Raw genomic sequence first — 23,746 nt, forward strand, 5'->3', positions numbered from 1 at the left:
TATAAATATAAAATATATTTTATTTACATGAGTGAAATGGAGCGGAGGGCCCTCGACTCCTGCGGGCTGCAGAGCAAAGGGTGAGACCCCGCAGGAACGAAGTGAGGGCACTGATTTTCTTATAATTTTATGTTTCTTGTTTAACCCAGTGGGAATCTATACTGAATTTTATAAAGCAAAAAAGCCATTTTCTGTCTTTTATCAGATAGAAAAGTGGCTTTTTCTGTCTTAATACCTTAATTTCTGGGTTGTCTTATCTCTTTAGTCACTTCATTAATTTTAAAATCCGTTTTAGATTGACTGCAAATATGGTTGTGGCCCCTTGAATTTGCATGCCAAATAAACCCGAGGATTTCGCTGTATCATACTCGTGTCCATGCTTCAGTTCACTATTTTTAGCCTCAATCTTATATCGACTTTTAGATAACTCCTTAAATTCATCTGTATTCTGGAACGCCTCTTGGTCTTTATGCTCGGTTGATTTTATGGTGACTGAATATGTTTTTGATTTCGCTCCTTTTTTATAACAGCCTTCTTGGAATGGACAAACCTTACATTTTTCGATATCAAAGAAATATTTCATTCTTTGGTTTCGATCTTGGCCCTTTCTTTCCTCAAATTTCTTTTTGGTCGCTAAATGGCCTGCCTTACACACATACATTCCCGCATCTTTATTAAACGTGAATTCGTCTTCTTTTTTACGGGTACCATGTGTTACGAGTGGATGCAGTTTCGAAACTAGCTCCAACTCTTCTTTCTTCATAAAACGAATATTTTCTTTCTCCGAATATGCCGTATCTCCAATTACCGTTTTAATTTCCATTCCGGTTTCTATGCTTTTCTCCACTAATTCTTGTAGGTATTTTCCATCACTTTTTTCTCCAGTCGTAATCACCGCAGCCGTAATAATCCGTTCATCAGCCATTGCCAGATGTGTTTTATAACCAAAAAAGGAGGATTCTTCAGATTTATGTCCTACTTTGGCATCAGGATCCATGGAAAAACTCAATTGTTCTGTACAATCTTCAACGACTTCTTTTAAAACATTTATTTTCTCTTTTACCGCAGGTATTTCTGAAATTCTTGGCTCTGATTCAATGACCTTTATGAGATCCTGGCAGTAAACGATTTCATCCTCCACATTATTACTAATCGTTTTGGGTGGTAATTTCTCTTTCATCGATTCATCAATCTGATAAACAGATTTCCGTACATTTTTTGATTTTTCCTGTAGGAATTCTTTAACTGACTTTTGATTATAGCGTGATTTTGTGTGAGTGGAGTCGACAATAATCGTTTTACTTTTTATGATTTCTTTCTCTAGCGCAATTTCTACACTTTTGTTTATAAGCATGTCTAATAAATTCATGTCTTGTAGTCGCTGTTTACGAAATTTCGTTAGGGAACTTGGATCAATGACAGGTTCTTCTGGTGCCATTTCAAGAAAATATTTGAATGACATATCATATTTTGAGCGTTCAACAACATCGACATCGGATAAACTAAAGATTGATTTGAGTAAGAGGTATTTGAACATACGAATAGGATGAACGGCATTCCGGCCGTTATTTAAACAATACTTTGATTCTAATTCTTCAAGAATAAAGCTAAAGTCCACAAGATCGTTGATTTTACGTAACATATTGTCTTGAGGAACAACAAGGTCGTATATTTGTGAATATGGGCTGAAACTAAAGGATTGTTGGTTGGAGATCATTGGATTTCACCTGCAATATAATTATTACTTTTTATTATAAAACAAAAAACCAGCGAAACAATGTTTCACTGGCTTTAAAAAGGACTTTTTCAGTGCCCTCAACGAAGTGACGAGGAGGCTCAGCTTGCTCCCCGCGGAAAGCGAGGGTCCGCAGCGCAATGGAACGGTCTTGATTAAATACCGAAACCAAGATATTGAATATTCGTGTTTTAGAAATATTAATTTCGTTTTGTCCCAGCTTCCCAGCTTCTTTCTGTTTAAAAGAAAAGAAGGAGAAGAGGAGACTATTCTGTCTAGCCAGTTCGAAAAGAGGGGGAGATCGTATTTGATAGGAAACTTTGCAGATTTGATAGGAAAAGCTTTTATTTTGATAGGAAAGCGGGGAAGTTTGACAGGAAAAGCAATAAGTTTAATAGGAAACTCGAAAATTTTGATAGGATCTCCATAAATATGCTTTGAAAACTTCGATTTAAAGGGAATCTTCCTCATTTTTAGAATAAAAAAATGCAAATTCAATCATAAAGTAATCGGAATTCCCCTGATAAATCCCCTCAATCAACGATGCTATAATCTGCAGTACTCCCGCAACCTTATTTTAAATGTACAACTCTTGACATAAAAATTTCATAATTATCTCCCAATTACAAAAAATCTCTTGTGTTTGCTTTGCTTCGGATTTATAATTTAGTGAATAAAAGCATAAAAGCGTTAAAGTAGAGGGGGAGCAAGAAATGAAAAAATTAATTTATAGTGCAGGGTTATTAAGTATGCTGCTGCTCAGCGGCTGCGGAAGTTCTGCAAGCGGTGATGATGCAAACAGTAATAGCGGTGGTGAGGATGCTTATAAAATAGGTGTTACACAATTGGTTGAACATCCATCTTTGGATGCTGCGTTTGAAGGATTTAAAAAGGCGCTTGAAGAGGAAGGTCTTGAAGTTGAATATGACGTGCAAATTGCACAGGGAGATCAAAATAATAATCAAACCATTGCAAATAATTTTGTTGGAGATGGTGTGGATCTGATTTTTGCTAATTCAACTCCAAGTGCACTAAGTGCTCTGAATGCGACAAGTGATATTCCGATTATCTTTACATCTGTTACAGATCCTGTTGGTGCTGAGCTGGTAAAGTCAGTGGATGAGCCAGGTGAAAATATTACGGGTACGATCGATAATCATCCAGATGCTATTCCTAATACGGTTAAGTTTATGGACGAAGAGATGGACGGTGACAGTGTTGGAGTGGTTTATAATGCTGGTGAGCAAAATTCTGTTGCGCAAATCAATCTTGTAAAAGAGGCAATGGAGTCTACAGATTTATCACTTGTAGAAGCGACGGTTTCAAATTCATCAGAAGTAAAGCAGGCTGCCGAATCTCTAATTGGTAAAGCAGATATGATCTATATTATTACAGATAATACCGTTGTTTCAGCTCTTGAATCTGTTATTCAAGTCGCAAATGATGAGGACCTTCCGCTGTTTGTTGGGGAATTGGATTCTGTCAGCCGCGGGGGCTTTGCTGCATATGGATTTAATTATGATGATATTGGCTATGAAGCAGGCATCATGGCAGCACAAGTATTAAAGGGAGAAAAACAGCCTTCCGAGCTTCCTGTTCAATATCCTCAAAATCTAAAGCTATTAATCAATAAAAACGCTGCAGCTGAAATGGGTGTAGAACTAAAGACAGAATGGGAAGAGATTGCGGAGTTTGAAGAATAATAGCGGCAAATAGAAAGGAAGAGCTTTTATGCCTATTGCAATTTTTAACTCTATAGAGGCAGGTGCGATATATGCCTTAATGGCATTGGGCGTGTATTTATCATTTAGAATCCTTGATTTTCCCGATTTAACGGTCGATGGCAGCTTTGTGACTGGTGCAGCTGTTGCTGCGGTGCTGATCGTCGGAGGAGTAAATCCATTTATCGCCACTGCCGCAGCCATGCTCAGCGGTTTTCTGGCAGGCTGCTTAACAGGTCTGCTTCATACTAAAGGAAAAATTAATCCTTTATTATCAGGGATTCTTATGATGATTGCCTTATATTCAATTAACTTAAGAATAATGGGGAAATCAAATATACCTTTACTATCTGAAGAAACGATGATGACAAAGCTTACTTCATTCTGGAAAAGCTTAGGGATTGATGAGTTTTTGGAGAGTATGATGCCAGGATTTATTCCAAAAACATGGGGAATTATTATCCTGATGCTGCTGCTTGCCTTTTTGTTTAAATTCCTGATTGACTGGTTCTTAAAAACAGATATCGGGTTGGCCATTCGGGCGGCAGGAGATAATGAAACAATGATTCGCAGCTTCTCAGCCAATACAGATTTATTGAAGGTGCTTGGCCTTGGATTATCCAATGCACTCGTTGCCCTTTCTGGAGGATTAATTGCCCAATATAATGGTTTTAGTGATGTGGGCATGGGAATTGGAATGATTGTAATTGGGCTTGCTTCTGTCATTATAGGTGAAGCCGTCTTTGGGGCAAAAACAATTATGAGAGCAACACTTGCCATCATCGGCGGAGCAATCCTTTATCGAATAATTGTAACGCTGGCACTTCGTGTAGAGTTTCTTGATACAGGAGATATGAAGCTTATTACTGCTTTAATTGTCATCGGTGCTCTTGTCATTCCAAAGCTGATTGAAAATCAGCGTGAAAGGCAGCGGCGTAAAAGAAGAATGGCAGAGGTAAGCAGAAACATGATGGAAAAGAGTGGTGAACAGCTTGCTGCAGCTAAAACAGATTCATAAAGTATTTAATGAGGGAACCGCGGACGAGAAGGCGGCGCTCAAAAATCTCAATCTTCACCTTGCACCTGGTGACTTTATGACCGTCATTGGCAGCAATGGTGCAGGCAAGTCTACATTGATGAATGTAATCTCTGGAAAAATGATACCTGATGTTGGGGAAGTCAGGATCGCTGAAAGTGATGTAACGTTTTGGAAAGAACATAAACGTTCAGAGCTTATCGGAAGAGTCTTTCAGGATCCTATGGCTGGTACAGCTCCTTCCATGACGATTGAAGAAAACCTGGCTATTGCATATACGAGAACACGCCGGCGCGGATTGAAAATGGGAGTAGCAAAGAACAGACGCAGTTTCTTTCAGGAAAAGCTCGAAATGCTTCACTTAGGATTGGAAAATCGCCTGCAGGCAAAGGTTGGTCTTTTATCAGGAGGAGAACGTCAAGCATTGTCCTTATTAATGGCGACTTTTACTGAACCGAAAATTTTGCTGCTGGATGAGCATACGGCTGCACTTGATCCTTCAAGAGCCGAGCTGATTACAGAACTGACGAAAACCATTGTGGCCAATTTTGGACTTACGACCTTAATGGTGACCCATAATATGCAGCAGGCACTTGATCTTGGGAATAAACTGATTATGATGGATAAAGGCCAAATTATTATGGAAGCAACTGAAGAGCAAAAGCAAGGGCTGACTGTTACAAGTCTTCTAGAAGAATTCAAGCGCATTCGTGGTGAACAGTTAACCAATGACCAAGCTATTTTAATTTAATGATATGTTCGAAAAAGGCAGGATCAGCTACTTGGGTGATCCTGCCTTTGCATGAATAAATACTCCTTATTGGTAATACATAATGGCTTGAAAGCGAGTAACGTATATATAATAGAAATGTTAGAATGTGTATATGTATGATAGAAGATTCAGTGAAAAAAACATTACGCTTTGTTTACACTTTTTAGTAAGGTGGTTACAGTATGACTGAAATTGCAATGAAAGAACAGACTTCTCCCTCTGATTTTAAAAAAGGGCTGCATTCAGGGCTGTCGATCGCAATCGGCTATGCACCGATCGCGTTAACGTTTGGTCTATTAGCTAAGTCGACAGGCTTAACGCTTGCGGAAACTGTTATGATGAGTATGATTGTGTTTGCTGGTGCTTCTCAATATATGTCGCTGACCATGCTTACATTAGGAACGAGTATTTTTGAGATCATTACGACAACGTTTATTGTGAATATCAGACATTTTCTGATGTCAGCAGCTCTAAATGAAAAAGCAGAGGATGATTCAACCTTATCGAAGGCTGTTTATTCGTTTGGCATTACGGATGAAACTTTCTCTATAGCTGCTGTAAAGGAAGGGAAGATTACAGCAGGGTATATGCTGGGTGTTAATCTGATTGCCTATGCAAGCTGGGTTGTCTTCTCGGGAGTTGGCCATGTGATTGGTGCGAGCATCCCAGCTGTGTTACAAGACAGCATGTCGGTCGCTCTTTATGCCATGTTTATTGGACTGCTTGTGCCTTCTATAAAAAAAGGGGTGAAAGTGGTCATTCTTGCGGCAACCTCAGCCTGCTTGAATAGTATTTTCACAGTTACTGAGAGTTTATCTACAGGGTGGTCGATTGTGGCTGCTACACTTATCTCTGCAGTAGTAGTTGAGGCTGTACAATACATAAAAGAAGGAGGCAGGAAGTACAATGAGCAGTGAAATCATGTGGATGATCATTGGAATGGGTGTTGTTACATATCTTCCGCGCCTGCTTCCTTTTCTCCTTTTTAAAGGGGCAGAGCTGCCTTCCTTTGTTCAAGGTGTCCTGCAAAATGTTCCTTATGCAACCTTAGGCGCATTAATTTTCCCTGGCGTTTTATTTATCGGGGAAGATATTTGGTTTGGTCTGCTTGGAGCCAGTGCAGCCTTTATATTGGCGTATTTAGGGGTGAATGTCATTTTTGTGGTTCTTGGATCAATTGCTTGTTTAGCAGTCTATTCTTATTTGATTTAGTCTTCTTTATTCATAAAATGTAATCTCATCTTCGGATTGTCCAAATTAACAGTTCTAATTTTTGTGTTTTATACTACACTAATAATGACAAGTTTGTACAAGGGGGGATGAGATGGCAAGGAAAATTGGCTTATATGGAATTTTAGCCTATTGTTTATATGGGTTATTTTTTTATTGGTATTTATTTTATTTTGCGGATGCAAGTCTTCCGTTTGAATATGAAGGTTCGCGCGCAGACCCTGCCACGTTTTTAAATGGCAGAGAGCTGATGCTGAGTGAGGAATATTCGAAAATTAGAAATCTGCTCTTCTTTTTGTCAACGCCATTTGAATGGCTCCTTTATCTTTTTATCTTATTATTTGGCCTTTCAGGCGTTTTTAAAAAATGGGCAGAGCAATCTTCAACATATAAATTTGTGCAAATCATTATATATGTGGCCTGGCTTTCATTTATTGCATTTGCAGCAACATTGCCTTTAAGTTATATCAGCTATTCCTTATCTAAAACCTATAATATATCAACACAAAGCTTCAGCAGCTGGATGAAGGATGAGCTAATCGATTTCTGGATTAATTTTGGCACAATGGCTGTCATTGCAGCCGTCCTCTATTGGCTCATGCAAAAAAGCATCAAACGATGGTGGCTGTACGCCTGGCTTCTATCTGTGCCATTTTCACTATTTATCATGTTTTTACAGCCGGTGATCATTGACCCGCTGTACAATGACTTTTACCCGTTAAAAAACCAAGAGCTTGAAGAGAAGATCTTAAACCTTGCTGACCAGGCGAATATTCCTGCTGAGCATGTGTTTGAAGTAAATATGGCTGAGAAAACAAATGCTCTGAATGCTTATGTGACGGGCATTGGTTCTAATTCAAGAATCGTGCTTTGGGATACGACGTTAAACAGACTGGATGATGAGCAAATTCTCTTCATCATGGCACATGAAATGGCTCATTATGTGGAAAAGCATATTTATATTGGCATTGCTGGTTATTTGCTGCTCACCTTAATTGGCTTGTTTTTAGCTGCGAAAATAATGGAAGCGGTTGTTGCCCGTTTTGGCAAAGCGCTAAGAATTCCAGCGGTTCATGATATTCGTTCTTTCCCGTTATTTTTAATGATTGTTTCAATGCTGCTATTTGCTGCAAGTCCTTTTGAAAATCTGGTTTCCCGATATCAGGAAACACGGGCAGATACTTATGCGATTGAGATGACTGAAAACACGGACGCAGCCATTGCCACTTTTCAAGAGCTGACTCGTGCAGGACGGAGTCAAGTGAACCCGCCGCTTCTAGTAAAGATCTTCCGATATGGACATCCTTCCATGCTTGAGCGGATTTCCATGCTCGAGGAATTCGAAATCGAAAAAAGAAACCAAGAAAAAAACGAGCAGAATCAATAATTCTGCTCGTTCCAGATTGTAGACAAAAGGGGTTCGGAATGGTCTCATTCCGAACCCCTTTTGAAGTTTTTTTCTATTTTTATTCCTTTAGAGGACAGAATGCAGCTATCCTATCCTCAGATTTATACTGTTTTTGGGTCCTGCCACGTCCAGTTGGCTATTTTCTTTAAATTCATGGACGCGAAAGTAAGCATCGCTTGCATCGACAATTTTTTAAGTCCCCTTAACGTTGTCCAACGCATTCCATGCTTTTCTTTTGCATCAGCGAAAACACGTTCAATCGTTTCCTTTCGCTTTGCGTATATTGGTTTTACATCTTTGTGATGGCGAAGATGTTCCGCTTCCTCCACATATTCCTGCCAAATATGCCGGGTCACCACTTTTTGGTGATTCTTACTCTGTGTACATTGGTGCAATAATGAACAAGTGGCACAAGTCTGTTTCAATGATTTGTATTCACGGTAGCCTTCCTTGGTGGTAGTTGAATAGTTCAAAATTTTGCCCGCTGGGCAAATATAACAATCAAAATGTTCATCATAAACATATTCGTGCTTTCGGAAGAATCCATCCTTTGTACGTGGTCGTGTATAAGGGAGTGCAGGTGTTATTTCATGTTCAATTAAGTACTTCGTGATGGCAGGTGTTTTATAAGCTGCGTCTGCGGCAACGGCTTCAGGTTTTCCAACTCTATCAATCACTCGTTCAACTAAAGGCTCAAGGATTCCACTATCATGAATGTTTCCTGGTGTAACTATATTTCCTAAGATAAATCCGTTGCGATCAGAGGCGGCATGAAACGAATAAGCAAACTGTTTAGTGCGTTCGTCTTTGACGTAGTAGCCACTTTCTGGGTCTGTGGTACTTTCTTTGATCTCTTTTGTTTCCTCTTTTTCAAATTTATCAGGTGGAAATGGCTTCTTCCCATGATCTTCACGGTCATCGTTGATTTCTGTTTGAAGCTGTTCTTGATATGCGCGTGTTTCCTTACGCACAACTTTCTTCGCAAATTTATGTTTATTCGCGCTTGCTTTTACGTGTGTCGAGTCAATAAAAACATGTTCAGCGCTAATTAATTTCTTTTCCGTGGCCGTTTTTAAGATTCGATAGAAGATCTGTTCAAATAGATCAGTATCTTTAAAACGACGCTCATAGTTTTTACCGAAGGTAGAGAAGTGAGGAACTTTATCATAAAATCCATATCCTAAAAACCAGCGATAAGCCATGTTTGTTTTTAGTTCCTCAATGGTTTGGCGCATGGACCGAATACCGAAGGTATATTGAATAAAAGTAAGCTTTATTAAAATTACCGGGTCAATGCTTGGACGACCTACTTCTGAATATGTATCTTTTACTAAATCATAAATGAAGGAGAAGTCAATTGCAGCCTCCATTTTTCGTACTAAATGGTTTTCAGGTACCAGTTGATCTAACGCAACCATTTCAAGCTGATCACGTTGAATTGAATTATGTTTGGAAAGCATCTTCATCACCTCTAACCTTATTCTCCTTTTATTCTAAAACAAAAAAGACTGTAGGCAAACTCGATTTTCATCGAGTTTGTCTACAGTCTGAAACGAGCAGAATCAATAATTCTGCTCGTTCCTTCCAATAGAAAAAACCTCTCCGCAATCGTTGGCAGGAGAGGTTTTTCTTTTACGTTCCAAATTGTTTGGTGAGCCCTGCATATTCCTTAGCCAGCGTCATAAACTGGGACTTATCACGCTGATCGATGGCAAGGTCAATCTTTTTCAGCAGTAAATCTTTTTTATGCAGTAATTCAGCTTCATACACGAGCATGTCAATATAGAGCTCTAGAATAAAATCTTCTTTCAATCTTTTTCTTTTCATCGCGCGAGCCTTCATCAGTTCGGTGTTTGATTGATCTTTCAAGAAAATCACCTCAGCTGCTTTTTAATAGTGTATGTGCGAAGAGCATGTGCTATCATTAGATTTTTGAATTTTTAGAAAATAAATATTACTGGGGTGAAATGTGAACATTTTAGGAATATTGGCACAATTAAGCCTCATGTCTTGTACAATTCGTTATACTTGAAGGGATATTAGGTAAAAGGAGCTGAAAGGAATGGGTAAATCAATTATTGAGGAATATGAAATCAATCCTAACACCATGCTAATTCGCCCTATTCAATATGGCAGTAAAACATACTCCCAAATTTTTGAATTAGATGAGGAAGTGACTTCCCCGTTTAAACCATTGGATATTATAAAGGAAGGCTGCAGGTTCTTTGGATCAAGCTATGAAGGCCGTAAAGAAGGCACAAAGCAATTGACTGGAATTACTCATAAGGCACCAATCACCATTGACTCCACAAACTATATTTACTTTTTCCCTACCGCATCTGCCCATAATATTGAATGTACTTGGATTTCAGCTGAGCATATTTTTTCACATAAGCGTATTGAAGGCGGAGAAACAGAGATCACGTTCAGAAATAAGCTTAGTCTCAGGCTGCCTGTTTCATACAATACATTTACAAACCAGCTCCTGCGTACGGCACTATTAAAAACAACCTTAATGAGCAGAATTGAAGAATCAGAAAGAAAAACCATTTATTTTGTAAGTGAAAATAGACCAAGAATGTCGGCGGCTAAAAAAGGTTGAGATCCTAAGGCAACCAATAGTGTAACCTGAGCAGGTGAGGTCATGGAAAGACACCTGGAACTGCTAGTTTGCTGATGTGACAAATTCTATTTCCTCACTTTTTAAAAGTTTATGCTTCAGAGCGTTTCCGTTCAGAAATCTTTAGCTGGATCATGTATCTCTTGAATAAATAATATTCAAGAAGCTCCTGAACTTTATTGCGGATCCGCGGATTAAAATAATTATGATGCTCTTCATATCCTTTGTATAGAAACATAAACATGGTGAACGCATCATCACTCTTGATCTGCTGTACTTTCAGGCGATTTTTGTTCATATACTGTTTAACCTCAGCCAGTTCCCTCTGGATCACCTTCAGTGTTTCTTCCACTAAATTCAAATAAGGCTGCTTCAATTTAAAAGGGCTCTTTTGGATGACTTGAAGATCGCGGTTTAATATTGTTAAGACCATCGGCAAATAGATGGCTTGCTCCATGATGTCCCGATCTGCTTCTGGAATTCTCGTCATGATTTCCTGCTCCCTCACTTAAAATAGAACACATGTTCTTATTTTTATTCTACAATGGATTTCTTAACATCGCAACTGTTTCCCAAAAATCATTTTCTTATTTTGTGATGATGTGGAATTTGCTTCTATTCTTAATATGTCTATCTCATTAAAAAAAATTGTAGAAATAAGAAGGGGATTTATTTCAGATGTCGAAATATTGGGGGTGTAATATTAAATAAGGGGATGAAAAGATGGAAAAGAAGCAATTGCGCAATATAAAGGCTGAGGACTTATATAACTTAAAGTCGGTTGTGGATCCTCAGCTTGCTGCTAACGGCAGTGACCTAGTTTATACCCAAACGATTGCCAGCGAAGAGAAAAACGGGTATAACTCGAATATTTATTATATGAATACAGAGCAAGGACAAGAAATACAATGGACATTCGGAAAGGCAAGAAATCATTCTCCGCGCTGGTCGCCTGATGGAAAGAGGATTGCTTTTGTGTCTGACCGTGATGAAAAATCACAAATATACATATTGAATAAAGATGGCGGTGAAGCTCGTCAGGTAACAACATGCCTTCATGGTGCGTCAAATCCAATTTGGTCGCCAGACGGAACAAAAATTGCTTTTAACACCTCTTTAAAAGAGGGAGAGGCGGTTTCAGATCAGCCTGAAAAAGATAAAAAGGAAAAGCCGGCTCCTCTAGAAATTGATAAGATGAAGCATAAGTCCGATGCTGCAGGCTTTTGGGATGGCAAATACAAGTATGCTGCTATTGTTGATGTGAATACAGGAGAAGTTGAATTGGTCACGTCCGGGCAGCATGATTATCATGTACATTGCTGGTCGCCTGATGGAGAAAAATTAATTGTGACTGCAGATTTAGCAGAGGATTTAGATTTCTCTTTTCAGAATGATGTCTTCTTATTAGATGTATCTTCCAAAGAACTGAAAAATCTAACCAATGGTACAGGCTTTTTTGGAAATATATCTTATTCTCCGGATGGTAAATATTTAGCAATGACAGGACATACGCGAGAATATGAAAATGCCACATTAACAAAAGTCTGGCTCTATCAGCTTGAAGAAGAATCCTTAACATGTCTGACTGAAGAATGGGATACTCTTGTTGGCGATTTTGCCATTGGTGATTTCCAGCAGGGGGCGGTTAATCCGGGCATTCTTTGGGGAGAAGACAGCCGCAGTTTTTATTTCCTTACAACGGATCATGGCAGTACAGCTGTTTACTATGGTTCTGTTGATGGAGAAATGTATCCAGCCCTTCATGAACGTCAGCATGTATATGGACTGACAACCGGAGGAAGTCTTGACAAAGCTGTGGTTGCGATCAGTAAACCATCGGAGCCTGGTGACTTATATCATTTAACAATCACAACAGGAGAATTAAAAAGACTTACAAGTGTCAACGCTGAGTTTTTACAGGAAGTTGAATTAGCTGACGCAGAGCCATTGCAGTTTAAGTCTTCCGATAATTGGGACATTCACGGCTGGCTCATGAAGCCGGCTGGATATAAAGAAGGAGAAAAATTCCCTCTTGTTGTGGAGATCCATGGCGGGCCACATGCAATGTACGCTAATTCGTATTTTCATGAGTTCCAATGCCTTACAGCACAAGGAAATGCAGTCCTATTTATCAACCCGCGCGGAAGTCATGGATATGGCCAGAAGTTTGTTGATGCAGTAAGAGGAGATTATGGCGGCAAGGACTACGAAGATATTATGGAAGCAGTTGACCACGTCCTCGCTAACTATGATTTTATTGAAGAGAATCGACTCGGTGTTACTGGGGGCAGCTATGGCGGATTTATGACAAACTGGATTGTTGGTCATACGAATCGCTTTAAGGCAGCTGTAACACAAAGATCCATATCTAATTGGATCAGCTTCTATGGTGTAAGTGATATCGGCTATTATTTCACTGACTGGCAAATTCAAGCCGACTTGAATGATATTGAGAAACTATGGAAGCATTCCCCGCTTGCTTATGTAAATAACATAGAAACACCTCTGCTCATTTTGCATGGTGAAAAGGATTATCGCTGTCCAATTGAGCAGGCTGAGCAATTATTTATTGCCCTAAAGCACCGGAAAAAAGAAACGAAATTCGTTCGTTTCCCAGAAGCCAATCATGAACTATCAAGAAGCGGAAAGCCGAACTTGAGAATAGACAGACTAAACTATATTACAGGCTGGTTTAATGACCACTTATAAAAAAGAAAAAAACACCGTATTTGCCTAATTGGCTGCGGTGTTTTCTTTTGTTCTTATAGTTAAGATAGAATAGAAGCAAGCTAATGATTCAGTACAGCCGAAGTTTGCACTACAACAACTATTGGATGTATACATTTTTAAATATGATTTCTTTTAATTTGCATTAGATTAGTGATTGATATCTGCGGTAAATGTTTGTAGAACATAATCAATTATTTCATATTTTTCTTGTTGTTAGGTGGTTTCTAAAATCTTTTTTTATTTGTGATTATAAATGTATTTTATTAACATGAGTGAAATGGAGCGGAGGACCCTCAGGCTCCGGAGGGAAATAGAGGAAAAGGTGAGACCCCGCAGGCGTGCCGAGGAGGCTCAGCTTCCTACCCTCGGAAAGCGAGGGTCCGCAGCGCAGTGGAACGGACTTGTTTAAATTAATTTCGTTTTGTCCCAGCGTCTTTAAAGGACAAGCTCAATATTTCGATATTATTAATAAAGTTAATAAGCACATATATCATTAATAGAAGTATGTGAATTGCAAAAAAATTATAATAGAGGCAAAATAGAAGAGGAAGGCAGAAAATACCACATTTTTAAGGAAACTTTTTATATAAAAATGCAGTCTTACTATTCGAGAGAAATTGATTTCTCTTCTTATAAAACAATCAATAGTTGTATTTTGTATTCAGAAAGGATTTTATATCATGAGATCTGAAAGACACCAAATGGTGAAGAAAAGAAAAAAGAGAAGATGGAAGTCCATCGTTGCAATACTATTGCTGATCATTGCCGCTGTACTTATTTATTCCTATTATCAATTTAAACAAGGTATGTCAGCAGCGCAAGAGCAATCAGAAGTGCAGGAAGAAGAATATGAATTTAATGGTGAACAGGACCAATACGGCGGAACAAATATATTGCTTCTTGGAAGTGATTCACGCGGGGAAGAAAATGCAAGAGCAGATACCATTATGGTGGCTCAATATCATCCTGACAACGGCACATATAAGCTGATGTCTTTTATGCGGGATATGTATGTAAATATTCCAGGTTATGGTGAAAGCAGAATTAATACAGCATTATCTCAAGGCGGTCCTGAGTTATTAAGACAAACCATTAAAGAAAATTTCGATATCGATTTACAATACTATGCCATTATCGATTTTGATGGTTTTGTTCATGTGATTGATGAAGCTTTTCCTAACGGTGTGGAAATAGAAGTAGAAAAAGCAATGAGTGAAAAAATCGGTGTTACACTTGAGCCGGGCTTGCAGCGTTTAGATGGAAAGCATTTACTCGGTTATGTTCGTTTCCGTCATGATGCCAGAGGTGATTTTAACCGTGTCGAACGCCAGCAAACGGTACTTAAAGAGGTTGCGAATCAGTTTACTAGCCTGCAGACAATAACAAAGCTCCCGAAATTAGTTGGTGTGGTAACGCCATATATTAATACAAATATGGGGACAGGCAATATGTTATACATGGGAAAAGATGTTTTGACAGGCGGTGCGCCTGATATCCAAACAATGCGGGTTCCTGTTGATGGGGCATTTGAAGAAACGACAATCAATGGGGCACAAGTTCTTACAGTGGATTTAGAGCAGAATAAAACAGCAATTCGCGAGTTTTTATCTCAATCAGAATAAGCAGAGTGTAGAAGGGCAGAAAATGAGGTAAAGAGAAAGAATAGAGAGTATTATGCTGTTTTTTTAGGAGAGAAAAGGTGATTTCATTTGGATCTAGAATTATTTAGAGATTGGTTTACAATGGAAAATGTTATGGATTTAATTGAAGAGTATCGGTCACTTGGTCCGCTTCCGGGAATTCTATTGCCATTACTGGAAGCCTTCCTTCCATTCCTGCCGCTTTTCTTATTTGTTATGGCAAATGCAAATGCATTTGGTTTATGGTTTGGTTTCCTTTTTTCATGGGTGGGAGCGACGGCAGGTGCACTGCTGGTGTTCTTGATTATACGGAAATACGGGCAAAAAAGAGTGTTGGGATTTATTAATAAACACCAAAAAGTCCAAAAGCTTGTAAGCTGGGTAGAACGCCATGGATTTGGACCTTTATTTATTCTATTATGTTTTCCTTTTACGCCATCTGCTATTGTCAATATTGTTGCTGGATTGTCTAAAATCAGCGTTTATCAATATATGCTGGCAGTCGGTGCCGGGAAAATTGTTATGATTTTTACAATGAGTTTTGTAGGCTATGATATTCGCGCTCTCATAACACAGCCAATCCGGACAGCGATCGTGGCGGTGGTTATCTTTATTCTATGGTTTGTTGGAAAAAGAATTGAGCTTAAGTTAAATACGAGAGTAGATAACCAGCAGCAGAAATAAAATGTCTGCTGGGGCTGTGGTTTCTCGGTTCATCCCCGTTTTCTTTTTAGCAAATCACAGCTGCTGTAAATATACTTCAGCCTTTGGAGGGGACTGTCTTGAAAGAGGAACTTAAGAAAGAAAGTGCAGAATGGCTTAAAGCGCTTCTGATTGGGGTTATTATTTTTGCATTCATACGGACATTCTTTTTATCCAATTACGTGGTTGAAGGGGAATCAATGATGCCAACCCTCAAAGACGGAAACAAATTAATTGTCAATAAAATCGGCTATCAGATTAGTGATTTTGATCGATTTGATGTAATTGTTTTTCATCATAATGACAAAGAAGATTTTGTTAAACGAGTAATTGGCCTTCCAGGTGATAAGATTGAATATCAGGATGATCTTCTCTATGTCAACGACCAAAAAATAGACGAGCCCTTTCTGGAAAGCTATAAGGAAGTCGATCCTTTTGGACATTTAACAGGTGACTTCACATTAGAAGAAGTAACTGGCTCTGAAGTTGTGCCTGAAGGTAAATTGTTTGTGCTGGGAGACAACCGTGCCGGCAGCTGGGATGGCAGGCATTTTGGCTATATTGCAATTGAACAGGTGGTCGGGAAGGTTGATGTGAAATATTGGCCTTTAAATGAAATGGATGCATCACTATAAGATGAGTTATGAAGCATACTGCCGGAGTTTGGCGGTGTGCTTTTTTGCTGGGCTGAAAAAGCTATGAGTGAAATGAATCCAGTAATGATTGCTCAAGGAAACAACATGTTATTCTCAAAAATCAGCAGAGGTAAAGAGCAGTATGAAGAATGATGACTTCAAGAATTTTACAAGTTCTGAAGTGCTATTCTCTTGAATTTCTATGATAAAATAATAAAATATGCTAGTTTCGAATGAAAGGCGGTAGAATAAATGTCCGTACGTATGATAATGGGACGTTCAGGCAGCGGAAAAACAGAATTATGTCTGAGTGAAATCCGTCAAAAGTTGGAGAGTAATCCAGAAGGAAATCCGATCATTTATTTAGTGCCAGAACAGATGACATTTCAATCTGAATATAATATATTAGCAAACCCTAACATTAACGGAATGATCCGCACACAAGTGTATTCATTTACACGGCTGGCCTGGAGAATTCTGCAGGAGACCGGAGGAATCAGCCGGCAGCATTTAAACAGCACAGGCATAAGCATGCTGATTCGAAAGCTGATTGAAGATCATAAAGAGGAGCTTCATATTTTCCAAAAAGCTGCTGATAAAAATGGATTTATTAAACAAATGGAAACGATGATGACAGAGTTTAAACGCTATTGCATCAATGCTGAAGAATTATCTTCAAGAAGACAGCATTTACAGGAAAATAATGAAATTAACAAGGCTTTAAATGATAAACTTCACGATCTGGAAGTAATCTACAGAAGTTTTGAAGAATCATTGAGCGGAAAATACGTTGATTCAGAAGATTATTTTTCTTTGCTGTCAGAGAAGGCTGCACAATCAGACTATCTAAAAAATAGTGAAGTATATGTTGATGGTTTCTATCGTTTTACACCTCAGGAATATTTGGTGCTTGAACAGCTGATGAAGCACTGCAAAAAGGTAACAATCACAATGACAATGGATGATCATCAATCCCGTTTTCGTTCGGAGCTTAGTTTATTCCGAATGAGCAATGAAACGTATGAAACCATTGAGGATATCTCGAATCGTTTAGGGCTGGATGTTGAGGAAGTAGTGCTATCCCAGCAAAAACGCTGGATTTCACCGGCAATTCAGCATGTAGAAGCTCAATTTGAAACCCGGCCAAACATGCCCTTCTCCGGGTATTCTGATGTGCACCTTGCTCAAGCTGTCAATAGGAGAGCAGAAATCGAAGGTGTTGCACGCCGCATGAAGCAGTTGGCAAGACAAGGCCAGCGTTACAAAGATATGGCGGTTCTTGTACGAAACGGAAATGAGTATCACGATATCATGGAAACCGTTTTTACTGATTATGAAATTCCTTTTTTTATTGATCAAAAGAGAACGATGTTAAATCATCCGCTTATTGAGCTGATCCGCTCAAGCTTAGAGGTTCTGTATGGGAACTGGCGGTATGAACCCGTTTTTAGAGCCGTCAAAACAGAGCTGCTGTTCCCGGCAAAGTTGAACCAGCAAAAGCTGCGTGAACAAATGGACCGGCTGGAAAACTATGTGCTGGCATATGGAATCCAAGGCTCTAAATGGACAGGCAAATCAGACTGGACTTACCGCAGATTCCGCGGTCTTGAACTTGAAAATATTGCCCAGACAGACGCTGAAAAGCAAATAGAACGGGAATTGAATGAGCTTCGTGATTATATCGCACAGCCAATTGCAAGAATGGGAAAAAGAATGAAGAAGGCAACAGATGGCCGCGGTTATTGTGAGGCAATCTATTTATATCTTGAAGAACTAGCTGTTCCAGAAAAACTGGAAAAATGGGCAGCCATTGAAGAAGAAAAAGGGAATTTAATAAAAGCAAGAGAGCATAATCAAGCATGGAGTGCTGTCATTGAACTGCTGGATCAATTTGTTGAGATGCTTGGTAATGAGGAAGTGGCGCTGCAAAAATTTGCTTCTATCCTAGAAGCAGGAATGGAATCACTCCAATTTTCACTCGTTCCGCCTGCAATTGATCAAGTAATAGTCGCCGATATGGAACGTTCACGCTTATCCAATATAAAAACTTCTTTTGTGATTGGTCTAAATGAAGGAGTTCTTCCTGCTAAGTTTCCTGAAGATGGCGTGTTAGCTGATCAGGATCGTGAAGCACTGCTTGCAGCTGGCATGAAAATAGCTCCAAGCACAAGAACGAAGCTGCTTGATGAGGAATTTATTGCGTATAAAGCGTTTGTATCTTCTTCAGAAGAGCTCTATATCAGTTATCCATTAGCAACTGAAGAAGGAAAAGCACTGCTGCCATCTCCTTATATTAAAAAATTCACTGATACCTTTCCAGAGATGCAGGAAGATTTTTATATGGCAGATCCGTTTGAATTGCCTGAAGAGAAGCAGGCTGAATATGCGGCAGGTTATCAAACCGCATTAACCTTTTTAACATCACAGCTTCAGTTGAAGAAAAGAAACTACCATATCTATGATTTATGGTGGGATGTCTATAATCTCTATATGGAAAGTGACCAATGGAGAGAAACAGCAGGACATGTTTTAGAGAGTTTAACCTATGAAAATAGGACAGAAAATTTAAGTGAGGATATGACGAAAGAGCTTTATGGAGATCATATTCTCGCAAGTGTTTCACGAATGGAGCTGTATCATAGCTGTCCATTCTCTCATTTTGCGCAGCATGGCTTAAAGCTGAGAGAGCGTCAGATCTTCCGTCTGGATGCGCCGGATATTGGGGAGCTGTTTCATGCAGCACTTAAATATATTGCTGAAACCATCAGTGTGAAAAAGATGGCATGGGACAAGCTGACTCGGGATCAATTTGAAATTTTGGCCAAGGAAGCAGTCGAGCTCCTGGCTCCAAAGCTTCAAAATGAAATTCTCTTAAGCTCCAACCGCCATTACTATATAAAAAGAAAGCTAGAGCAGATTATTACGAGAGCTTCCTTTATCTTGGGAGAACATGCGAAGGTAAGCGGCTTTGCACCAGTTGGATTGGAATTAGGATTTGGTCCAAAGGCTGAACTGCCATCCATGACCTTCCCGCTTAAAAACGGAGTGAAAATGGAGCTTGTCGGCCGAATTGACCGTGTTGATAAAGCAGAGGATGATCAAGGCATCTTTTTAAGAGTCATAGACTATAAATCAAGCAGTAAAGATTTAAACGTCAATGAAGTGTATTATGGGCTTGCCATGCAAATGCTCACTTATTTAGACATCATCATTGCTCATTCTGAAACACTGGTCGGAAATAAGGCATTCCCTGCAGGGGTGTTATATTTCCATGTGCATAACCCAATGTTAGCAGTCAGTAAAATGCTCAAAGAAGAAGATCTGGAACAGGAATTTATGAAGAAGTTTAAAATGCAAGGTCTTATGCTCGGTGAAGAAAATGTGATTCGCCTGATGGACCAATCAATTGATAATAGTGACTCTGCCATCGTATCTGCCGGCTTTAAAAAGGATGGTTCGATTTCTAAAAAATCCAAAATTGCGAGCAAGCAGGAGTTTGACTCTTTACGAAGCTTTGTGCGGCGGAAGTATATTCACTCAGGTAATGAAATTATGAGCGGAAATGTTCATATTTCTCCATATAAATTAAAAGAGCAAACACCATGCACATTCTGTGAATATAAGTCGGTATGTCAATTTGACGACTCAATTGAAAGTAATAGTTTCAGGCTTTTAAATACACAGTCGAAAGAAGAAGTACTTGATCGTATTAAAAAGGAGGTGGATGAGCATGAAAACAATGATACCGCCTAAACCAGCTGAAGCGACCTGGACGGATGATCAATGGAAAGCCATTATGGCAAAGGGCAAGGATATTCTCGTTGCAGCGGCTGCCGGGTCGGGGAAAACGGCTGTCCTTGTAGAACGAATCATCAATAAAATCCTTGATGAGAATGAACCGCTAAATGTGGATGAACTCCTGGTGGTTACGTTTACAAATGCATCAGCAGCAGAAATGAGACACCGAATCGGAGAAGCACTTGAAAAGGCAATTACGGCTGATCCTGCTTCTCTTCACTTAAGAAAACAGATTAGCACGCTAAATAAAGCATCCATTTCTACTTTGCATTCCTTTTGCTTGGATACAATTCGTAAGAACTATTATGAAATTGATATTGATCCTGGATTTCGGATTGCAGATGAAACGGAAGCACAGCTGTTAAGAGATGAAGTGCTCGAAGAACTGTTCGAAGATGAATATGGCAAGGAAGGAAACGAGCAGTTTTTTGAGCTTGTTGATATTTACTCTAACGACCGGAGTGATACAGGACTGCAGGATATCATTCGTCATTTATACGATTTTGCTATGGCCAATCCTTCGCCAGAATCCTATCTGAATTCAATTGTTGACATGTATAGCATGGAAGAAGATGCAGTCATAGAGGATTTGCCTTTCACGCACTTTTTGCTGCAGGATATTGAACTGCAGCTGAATGGCGCTAAAAAAATGCTGGAACAGGCGCTGAAATTAGCCAAGGAGCCAGGAGGACCTGCTCCGCTGGCGGAAAACTTTATCGATGATATTCAAGTGGTTGATATGCTGATTGCCGCAAAAAATGATTCATGGGCAACTCTTTATGAGGCCATGAACTCCTGGAAATTTGGCCGTGCCAAAACGGTTAAAGGCGATGAGTATGACGCAGCATTAGTGGATCAAGCGAAAAAGCTAAGAGATAAAACCAAGAAAATCCTGCAGGACCTTCAGAATGAACTATTCTCCAGAAGACCTGAAAGCTTCTTAAAGGATATTCGTGAAATGAAGCATCATATGGAGCTTCTGACATATCTCGTCAAACAGTTTGAAGAGCGCTTTACCCTAGTAAAAGCAGAAAAAGGAATCGTTGATTTTGCGGATCTGGAACATTACTGCCTTCGAATATTAGCTGTGAAGGATGAAGAGGGAGGACTGAAGCCTTCTAGTGCCGCTCTAGCATATCGAAAGCAATTTAAAGAAGTATTAGTCGATGAGTATCAGGACACAAACATGGTTCAGGAGGCAATCCTTCAGCTTGTCACAAAGGATTCTGAGCAAGAGGGCAACCTGTTTATGGTCGGAGATGTAAAACAATCAATCTATCGTTTTAGGCTGGCAGAACCTAACCTGTTTTTGACAAAATATAATCGGTTTCTGTCTGCTGGAGAAGAAAGCGGCTTAAGGATTGACTTAGCGCGGAATTTTAGAAGCAGAAAAGAAGTGCTGGATGGAACCAACTATATCTTCAAGCAGATTATGGGTGAAAAAGTCGGCGAAATTGAATACGATGAGGATGCAGAGCTTGTGAATGGTGCTCCTTACCCAACAGAAGAGGAACATCCAATTGAGGTAGCTCTTATTGATATGGAATCCGGAGGTGATGAGCCGACTGAAACGGAAGAAGATGGATTTGATCAGGCTGAGCTCGCACAATCACAAGTAGAAGCCAGATATATGGCGGCAAAAATCAAAGACCTAATTGAAAATCGCAAAGAAGTGTACAATCCAAAGCTGAAGGCAAATCGTCCAGCTATGTACCGTGACATAGTTATTTTACTGCGTTCAATGACATGGGCTCCGCAAATCATGGAAGAGTTCAAGCAGCAGGGAATTCCTGTATATGCGAATTTATCATCAGGTTACTTTGAAGCAACAGAAGTATCGATTATGATGTCTCTTTTAAAAGTAATTGATAATCCATACCAGGATATTCCGCTTGCTGCTGTGCTGCGTTCCCCAATTGTCCGATTAACAGAAGGAGAGCTTGCGAAGATCAGGATACATCATAAAAAAGGGTCTTTTTATGAAGCGTTAACCGCAATCTGTCTTCAAAAACCTGCTGGTGAATTGGAAGAATTATATGAAAAGGCCGCTCCTTTTCTGGAAAAGTTAACAGGCTGGAGAACCATGGCCCGGCAAGGATCATTGTCCGACCTGGTCTGGCATTTGTACCGTGAAACAAGGTTTTACGACTTTGTAGGAGGGATGCCAGGCGGGAAACAGCGCCAGGCAAATCTTCGCGCGCTCTATGATCGTGCCCGTCAATATGAAGCTACCTCTTTTAGAGGACTTTTCCGTTTCTTGAGATTTATTGATAGAATGCGCGAAAGAGGCGATGATTTAGGTGCGGCCAGAGCGTTGGGAGAACAAGAGGATGTTGTCCGCATTATGACCATTCACAGCAGCAAAGGACTCGAATTTCCGTTTGTATTTATCGCTGGACTAGCGCGCAATTTTAATACAATGGATCTTAAGAAATCATACCTATTTGATAAGGATTATGGCTTTGCAGCTAAATATGTTCATGCGGAAAAGCGCATTACCTACCCATCATTGCCCCAGCTCGCACTAAAGAGGAAAAAGAAGATGGAGATGCTTGCTGAAGAAATGCGTGTTTTATATGTGGCATTAACACGTGCAAAAGAAAAGCTTTATTTGATTGGCTCTGTTAAAAATGCAGAGAAGAAAATAAAGGTTTGGCAGCAGGCTGCTTCAGTCGGAGATTGGCTGTTAAGTGAGTATGACCGTGCTGCAGCCTTAGGATATATGGACTGGATTGCTCCGGCAATTGTCAGACATCGAGATAGCGGTCCGCTAAAACACGTTGACGCTGTATCTGAAGAGCTGCTGAAGCATCCTTCAAGCTGGAAAATTGATGTGATCAATCAGTCCGAGGTCGTTATTCTTGGGGAAAATGAAACGGATGAGGGAGATTCCTTTCTTGATGATGTGTATGCAAAAAGGCGGGTACCGATCCAATCGCCATATAAGGAGCAGCTTCAGGCACAGCTGGACTGGACTTATGAATACAAAGAAGCAGCACAGCATAGATCCAAGCAATCTGTTTCGGAAATTAAGCGTCAGAAGGAAATTTTTGCTGCTGAGGAAAGCGGAATCGAACTTGTCCGCAAGCTTAGCAAACCGATTTTTAACCGTCCAAAATTCATGCAGGAGAAAAAGCTGTCGCCTGCTGAACGAGGCACGGCCATGCATATGCTGATGCAGCATATAGATTTAAGGACAAAACCGACCATTCAAAGTATTCACGTTTTAATAGATGATCTCGTGCAAAGAGAACTTTTGACAGCCGAACAGAGTGACGGAATTGATCCAGAGCAGATTTTGCCTTTTTTTGATAGTGATATTGCGCAAAGGATGCAGCAGGCTAGAAACATTTACAGGGAAGTTCCGTTTAGTCTTGCCCTTCCTGCTAGTGAGGTATATCCGAACTGGGACGCTAGTGACGAAAACGTCATCGTACAGGGAATTGTTGATTGTTTATTTGAGGATGAAGAGGGTCTTGTGTTGGTTGATTATAAATCAGACGCTGTTGATGGGCGATTCCCAGGCGGTCAGGAACAAGCAATCACCGAGCTTTCCAAACGTTACGAAACGCAGCTCAATTTGTATACGACTGCCATAGAACATATATGGAATCGGAAGGTCAATGAGAGGTATTTATATTTATTTGATGGCCGATTTACAATAAAGCTATAAACATGATATGAAAAGAAGCCGGCTCGATAAAATTTCGATTGCCGGC

The 23,746-nt window shown here is 39.7% G+C and carries 17 protein-coding genes; 13 read left to right on the forward strand and 4 right to left on the reverse strand.

Annotated elements, in window-relative coordinates:
• Positions 1 to 265: 265 nt before the first annotated feature.
• Positions 266 to 1,717 carry an IS1182 family transposase gene (locus J1899_RS07115; protein ID WP_214475527.1) on the reverse strand — a complete coding sequence of 484 codons (1,452 nt, stop codon included), beginning with the start codon at positions 1,715 to 1,717 and terminating at the stop codon, positions 266 to 268.
• Positions 1,718 to 2,448: 731 nt separating this feature from the next.
• Between J1899_RS07115 and J1899_RS07120 the strand changes: the two genes are divergently transcribed.
• The 6 genes from J1899_RS07120 to J1899_RS07145 all read left to right on the forward strand — a co-directional run bounded on the left by J1899_RS07120 (position 2,449) and on the right by J1899_RS07145 (position 7,881).
• Positions 2,449 to 3,438 (forward strand): ABC transporter substrate-binding protein, encoded by a 990-nt coding sequence (locus tag J1899_RS07120; RefSeq protein ID WP_066447739.1) that lies wholly within the window; start codon positions 2,449 to 2,451, stop codon positions 3,436 to 3,438.
• A 28-nt stretch (positions 3,439 to 3,466) separates the two neighbouring features.
• The gene (locus J1899_RS07125; RefSeq protein WP_214478203.1) at positions 3,467 to 4,474 is read left to right on the forward strand and encodes an ABC transporter permease; all 1,008 of its coding nucleotides are present in this window, start codon (positions 3,467 to 3,469) and stop codon (positions 4,472 to 4,474) included.
• Positions 4,449 to 5,243: an ABC transporter ATP-binding protein gene (locus J1899_RS07130; RefSeq protein WP_214478205.1), complete on the forward strand. Its 795-nt coding sequence runs from the start codon at positions 4,449 to 4,451 to the stop codon at positions 5,241 to 5,243. The genes J1899_RS07125 and J1899_RS07130 overlap by 26 nt, the downstream gene beginning before the upstream one ends.
• Positions 5,244 to 5,446: 203 nt before the next feature.
• Entirely contained in the window at positions 5,447 to 6,181 is a 735-nt protein-coding gene (locus J1899_RS07135; RefSeq protein WP_214478206.1) for an AzlC family ABC transporter permease, read from the forward strand.
• Complete coding sequence (locus J1899_RS07140) at positions 6,171 to 6,476, forward strand: AzlD domain-containing protein (protein WP_066447730.1); 306 nt, start codon at positions 6,171 to 6,173, stop codon at positions 6,474 to 6,476. The genes J1899_RS07135 and J1899_RS07140 overlap by 11 nt, the downstream gene beginning before the upstream one ends.
• A 112-nt stretch (positions 6,477 to 6,588) precedes the next feature.
• A complete protein-coding gene (locus tag J1899_RS07145; RefSeq protein WP_214478208.1) occupies positions 6,589 to 7,881 on the forward strand; it encodes a M48 family metallopeptidase in 1,293 nt (430 codons plus the stop codon).
• 122 nt (positions 7,882 to 8,003) lie between these two features.
• Here J1899_RS07145 and J1899_RS07150 read toward each other — a convergent pair whose 3' ends face one another.
• Both J1899_RS07150 and J1899_RS07155 read right to left on the reverse strand, forming a co-directional pair.
• Positions 8,004 to 9,362, reverse strand: a complete 1,359-nt coding sequence (locus J1899_RS07150; protein ID WP_214475360.1) for an IS1182 family transposase — start codon at positions 9,360 to 9,362, stop codon at positions 8,004 to 8,006.
• A gap of 172 nt (positions 9,363 to 9,534) precedes the next feature.
• Entirely contained in the window at positions 9,535 to 9,771 is a 237-nt protein-coding gene (locus J1899_RS07155; protein ID WP_214478210.1) for an IDEAL domain-containing protein, read from the reverse strand.
• Positions 9,772 to 9,964: 193 nt separating this feature from the next.
• Between J1899_RS07155 and J1899_RS07160 the strand changes: the two genes are divergently transcribed.
• Entirely contained in the window at positions 9,965 to 10,504 is a 540-nt protein-coding gene (locus tag J1899_RS07160; protein ID WP_214478211.1) for a competence protein ComK, read from the forward strand.
• A gap of 109 nt (positions 10,505 to 10,613) precedes the next feature.
• On the opposite strand, the gene J1899_RS07165 is transcribed toward J1899_RS07160, so the two are convergent.
• The gene (locus J1899_RS07165) at positions 10,614 to 11,012 is read right to left on the reverse strand and encodes a YhjD family protein (RefSeq protein WP_066447720.1); all 399 of its coding nucleotides are present in this window, start codon (positions 11,010 to 11,012) and stop codon (positions 10,614 to 10,616) included.
• A 233-nt stretch (positions 11,013 to 11,245) separates the two neighbouring features.
• On the opposite strand from J1899_RS07165, the gene J1899_RS07170 reads away from it, so the two are divergent.
• The 6 genes from J1899_RS07170 to addA all read left to right on the forward strand — a co-directional run bounded on the left by J1899_RS07170 (position 11,246) and on the right by addA (position 23,700).
• Positions 11,246 to 13,231 (forward strand): S9 family peptidase, encoded by a 1,986-nt coding sequence (locus J1899_RS07170; protein WP_214478213.1) that lies wholly within the window; start codon positions 11,246 to 11,248, stop codon positions 13,229 to 13,231.
• 701 nt (positions 13,232 to 13,932) lie between these two features.
• Positions 13,933 to 14,874: an LCP family protein gene (locus J1899_RS07175; RefSeq protein WP_214478214.1), complete on the forward strand. Its 942-nt coding sequence runs from the start codon at positions 13,933 to 13,935 to the stop codon at positions 14,872 to 14,874.
• Between the two features lie 87 nt (positions 14,875 to 14,961).
• Positions 14,962 to 15,576: a TVP38/TMEM64 family protein gene (locus tag J1899_RS07180; protein ID WP_214478216.1), complete on the forward strand. Its 615-nt coding sequence runs from the start codon at positions 14,962 to 14,964 to the stop codon at positions 15,574 to 15,576.
• A 98-nt stretch (positions 15,577 to 15,674) separates the two neighbouring features.
• On the forward strand, positions 15,675 to 16,229 hold the full coding sequence (lepB, locus tag J1899_RS07185; protein ID WP_066447709.1) for a signal peptidase I: 555 nt from the start codon (positions 15,675 to 15,677) through the stop codon (positions 16,227 to 16,229).
• 252 nt (positions 16,230 to 16,481) lie between these two features.
• Positions 16,482 to 19,982: a helicase-exonuclease AddAB subunit AddB gene (gene addB, locus J1899_RS07190; protein WP_214478218.1), complete on the forward strand. Its 3,501-nt coding sequence runs from the start codon at positions 16,482 to 16,484 to the stop codon at positions 19,980 to 19,982.
• Positions 19,954 to 23,700 carry a helicase-exonuclease AddAB subunit AddA gene (gene addA, locus J1899_RS07195; protein ID WP_425514999.1) on the forward strand — a complete coding sequence of 1,249 codons (3,747 nt, stop codon included), beginning with the start codon at positions 19,954 to 19,956 and terminating at the stop codon, positions 23,698 to 23,700. Before addB ends, addA begins: the two co-directional genes overlap by 29 nt.
• The last annotated feature ends 46 nt before the right edge of the window (positions 23,701 to 23,746 follow it).

The sequence above is a fragment of the Cytobacillus gottheilii genome, assembly GCF_018582665.1.
GTDB lineage: Bacteria > Bacillota > Bacilli > Bacillales > Cytobacillaceae > Cytobacillus > Cytobacillus gottheilii.

What these genes read in the sequence shown, in the direction of transcription:
- J1899_RS07115 (WP_214475527.1), bottom strand. Translation starts at nt 1,717, where the DNA reads ATGATCTCCAACCAACAATCCTTTAGTTTCAGCCCATATTCACAAATA.
- J1899_RS07120 (WP_066447739.1), top strand. Translation starts at nt 2,449, where the DNA reads ATGAAAAAATTAATTTATAGTGCAGGGTTATTAAGTATGCTGCTGCTC.
- J1899_RS07125 (WP_214478203.1), top strand. Translation starts at nt 3,467, where the DNA reads ATGCCTATTGCAATTTTTAACTCTATAGAGGCAGGTGCGATATATGCC.
- J1899_RS07135 (WP_214478206.1), top strand. Translation starts at nt 5,447, where the DNA reads ATGACTGAAATTGCAATGAAAGAACAGACTTCTCCCTCTGATTTTAAA.
- J1899_RS07140 (WP_066447730.1), top strand. Translation starts at nt 6,171, where the DNA reads ATGAGCAGTGAAATCATGTGGATGATCATTGGAATGGGTGTTGTTACA.
- J1899_RS07145 (WP_214478208.1), top strand. Translation starts at nt 6,589, where the DNA reads ATGGCAAGGAAAATTGGCTTATATGGAATTTTAGCCTATTGTTTATAT.
- J1899_RS07150 (WP_214475360.1), bottom strand. Translation starts at nt 9,362, where the DNA reads ATGCTTTCCAAACATAATTCAATTCAACGTGATCAGCTTGAAATGGTT.
- J1899_RS07160 (WP_214478211.1), top strand. Translation starts at nt 9,965, where the DNA reads ATGGGTAAATCAATTATTGAGGAATATGAAATCAATCCTAACACCATG.
- J1899_RS07165 (WP_066447720.1), bottom strand. Translation starts at nt 11,012, where the DNA reads ATGACGAGAATTCCAGAAGCAGATCGGGACATCATGGAGCAAGCCATC.
- J1899_RS07170 (WP_214478213.1), top strand. Translation starts at nt 11,246, where the DNA reads ATGGAAAAGAAGCAATTGCGCAATATAAAGGCTGAGGACTTATATAAC.
- J1899_RS07175 (WP_214478214.1), top strand. Translation starts at nt 13,933, where the DNA reads ATGAGATCTGAAAGACACCAAATGGTGAAGAAAAGAAAAAAGAGAAGA.
- addB (WP_214478218.1), top strand. Translation starts at nt 16,482, where the DNA reads ATGTCCGTACGTATGATAATGGGACGTTCAGGCAGCGGAAAAACAGAA.
- addA (WP_425514999.1), top strand. Translation starts at nt 19,954, where the DNA reads ATGAGCATGAAAACAATGATACCGCCTAAACCAGCTGAAGCGACCTGG.